Raw genomic sequence first — 2,555 nt, 5'->3', positions numbered from 1 at the left:
CTGGCGCTGCACGGCCAGCGCCTGCTGCGCCGACGCCCGGAGATCCTTGGCACGCAGCCCGATCCGCAGGGCCTGCTCGGTCTGCGCCAGGCGCTGTCGCGACTGGCGCTCAACGCGCAGATCCAGCTCGACCCCTCGCAGCTGGTCATCACCCACGGCTGTACCGAGGCGCTGAGCGTCGCGCTGCGCGCGGTGACGACGCCTGGCGATGCGGTCGCCGTCGAATCGCCCACCTACTACGGCCTGCTACAGCTGCTCGAAAGCCTGGGCCTGCGCGCCCTCGAGATCCCGACCAGCCCGCACACGGGGCTGTCGGTCGAGGCGCTCGAGGCCGCCGCCGCGCAGGAGCCGCGGCTGAAGGCGGTGGTGGTGGTGCCCAACCTGCAGAACCCGCTCGGCGCGGTGATGCCCGACACGGCCAAGCAGGCCCTGCTGGCGCGCTGCGAGGCCCGTGACCTGGCGCTGATCGAGGACGACACCTACGCGCTGCTGTGCGACACGCCGCAGCGCGCGATCAAGTCCTGGGACACGACCGGGCGGGTGATCTTCTGCTCCTCGCTGCACAAGACGCTGGCGCCGGGCATGCGCGTGGGCTGGATCGCCGCCGGGCGCTGGCAGCCGCGGGTGGAGATCCTCAAGTACGCGCAGAGCCGGCCGAACGAGATGCTGGGGCAGGCGATCCTCGCGGAGTTCCTGGCCGGCGGCCAGATCGACCGCCACCTGCGGGCCCTGCGCGCGAAGCTCGCCACGCAGCGCGAGCAGATGGCCGCGGCGCTGTCCGACGAGCTGCCGACCGGCACGCGCCTGTCCATGCCGCCGGGCGGCCCCAGCCTGTGGGTGGAATTGCCCGAGGGGCTGTCGTCGCTGGCGCTTTTCGACGCGGCGCTGGAGAAGGGCGTGCGGCTGGGCCCGGGGCTGATGTATTCGAACTCGGACCGCTTCGACAACTTCGTCCGCATCAACGCCGGCAATCCGATGGACGAGGCGCAGCGGCGCGCCATCGCGACGCTGGGGCAGCTCTGCGCGTCGATGCTGCGCGGGCGCTGACCGTCCTCCCGCCCGAGGGCCCGCGGCTACACTGCCGGCCCATGAGTTCCTGCATCGCATTCATCGGTGGCGGCAACATGGCCAGCGCCATCATTGGCGGCCTGCGCCGCGCCGGGCATCCGGCCGAGGACCTGCTGGTGGTCGAGCCTTTCGAGGCCCAGCGCGAGCGCCTGGCCGCCGACTTCGGCCTGCGTCCGATGGCGACCGCCGATGCCGCGCTGTCGCGCGCCCGCGCGGTGGTCTGGGCGGTCAAGCCGCAGCTGTTCCAGGAAGCCGCCGCACCGGTGGCGCCGCATGTCGGGGGCGCGCTGCAGCTGTCGGTGATGGCCGGCCTGCGCGCCGACGCGATCGCCCGCTCGGCGGTCTGCGATCCGGCGCAGGGCGGCCGGCCCATGATCTACCTGAACATCGGCGAGCCCATCACCGGACTGCATGCGAGCGCCGCCGTGACCGCGGACGATCGCGCGCTGGTCGAGCAACTGCTGCAGGCGACCGGTCGCACGCTGTGGGTCGATGCCGAGGGCGACCTCGACACCGTCACCGCGCTGTCGGGCTCGGGCCCGGCCTACTTCTTCTTCCTCGTCGAGCACATGGTCGCCGCCGCCCGGGCGCTGGGCCTGGACGAGGCCAAGGCCCGCGAGCTCGCGCTGGCGACCTGCGGCGGCGCCGCCGCGCTGGCTGTGCAGTCGGGGGAATCGCCGACCGCGCTGCGTGAGAAGGTGACCTCCAAGGGCGGCACCACGCATGCGGCGATCACCAGCCTGCAGGCGGACGGCGTCGGCGATGCGATCGAGCGCGCGGTGAAGGCCGCGCATCGGCGCGCGGGCGAGCTGGGCGACGAGTTCGGCCGCGGCTGAAGCCCCGTGCTTCACGCGCTGCGCCGACGTCCGCCGATGTCCTGATCCAGAGTTCCGTTCCGACCGATGGGGATCGCCGATCGCTGGGGCCTGCGCGCGTGGCTGCGCGCGCCGGGCTCGCTGAGCAAGCGCCTGGCCGCGACCGGCCGCCGCTACGAGGTGCTGGTGCTGCGCCAGACGGTGGCGCCGCTGCGGCCGCAGGAGCGCGCCGCGCTCGGTTTGCCGCGTCGCGGCCTGACCGTCGTGCGCGAGGTGCTGCTGCATGTCGACGGCCAGCCGCTGGTGTGGGCGCGCTCGGCGGTGCACGGCCATTCGCTGGCGGGGCCCTGGAAGGCGCTCAAGGGCCTGGGCAGCCGGCCCCTGGGCCATCTGCTCTACGACGATCCCCGCATCCATCGCAGCGAGCTGCAGCCGCGCCGCGTGACCCGCCATGGCGCGACCCACCGGCAGATGCAGCGCCAATGGCTGGCCGCGACCGGCACCGAGGCGCCCGCGCGGATGCAGTGGTCGCGCAATTCCGTCTTCACCCGGCACGGGCAGCAGCTGCGGGTGATGGAGATGTTCGTGCCCGACGTCGCGCTGCGCGACCCCGGGCCGCTGCGGCGCAAGTCGCGGCCACGGCGCTGAACGCCGCCGAGCCGCGCGCGACGC

Annotated in this window: 3 protein-coding genes; all 3 read left to right on the top strand. The window is 73.7% G+C overall.

Annotation, left to right across the window (positions count from 1 at the left end; translation table 11 throughout):
* Nucleotides 1-1,047, top strand: a 1,047-nt coding sequence (locus tag FUT87_RS23775; protein ID WP_147242595.1) for a PLP-dependent aminotransferase family protein, incomplete at its 5' end; no start/stop codon positions are given.
* Nucleotides 1,048-1,088: 41 nt separating this feature from the next.
* Nucleotides 1,089-1,904 (top strand): pyrroline-5-carboxylate reductase, encoded by an 816-nt coding sequence (gene proC / locus FUT87_RS23770; protein WP_147242594.1) that lies wholly within the window; start codon nucleotides 1,089-1,091, stop codon nucleotides 1,902-1,904.
* 66 nt (nucleotides 1,905-1,970) lie between these two features.
* Nucleotides 1,971-2,531: a chorismate lyase gene (locus FUT87_RS23765; protein WP_091729518.1), complete on the top strand. Its 561-nt coding sequence runs from the start codon at nucleotides 1,971-1,973 to the stop codon at nucleotides 2,529-2,531.
* Nucleotides 2,532-2,555: the final 24 nt, after the last annotated feature.

It is taken from the genome of Mitsuaria sp. TWR114, from assembly GCF_007997345.1.
Note: the sequence above shows the minus strand (reverse complement) of the source record. Positions and strands in the feature narration are given on the sequence as shown.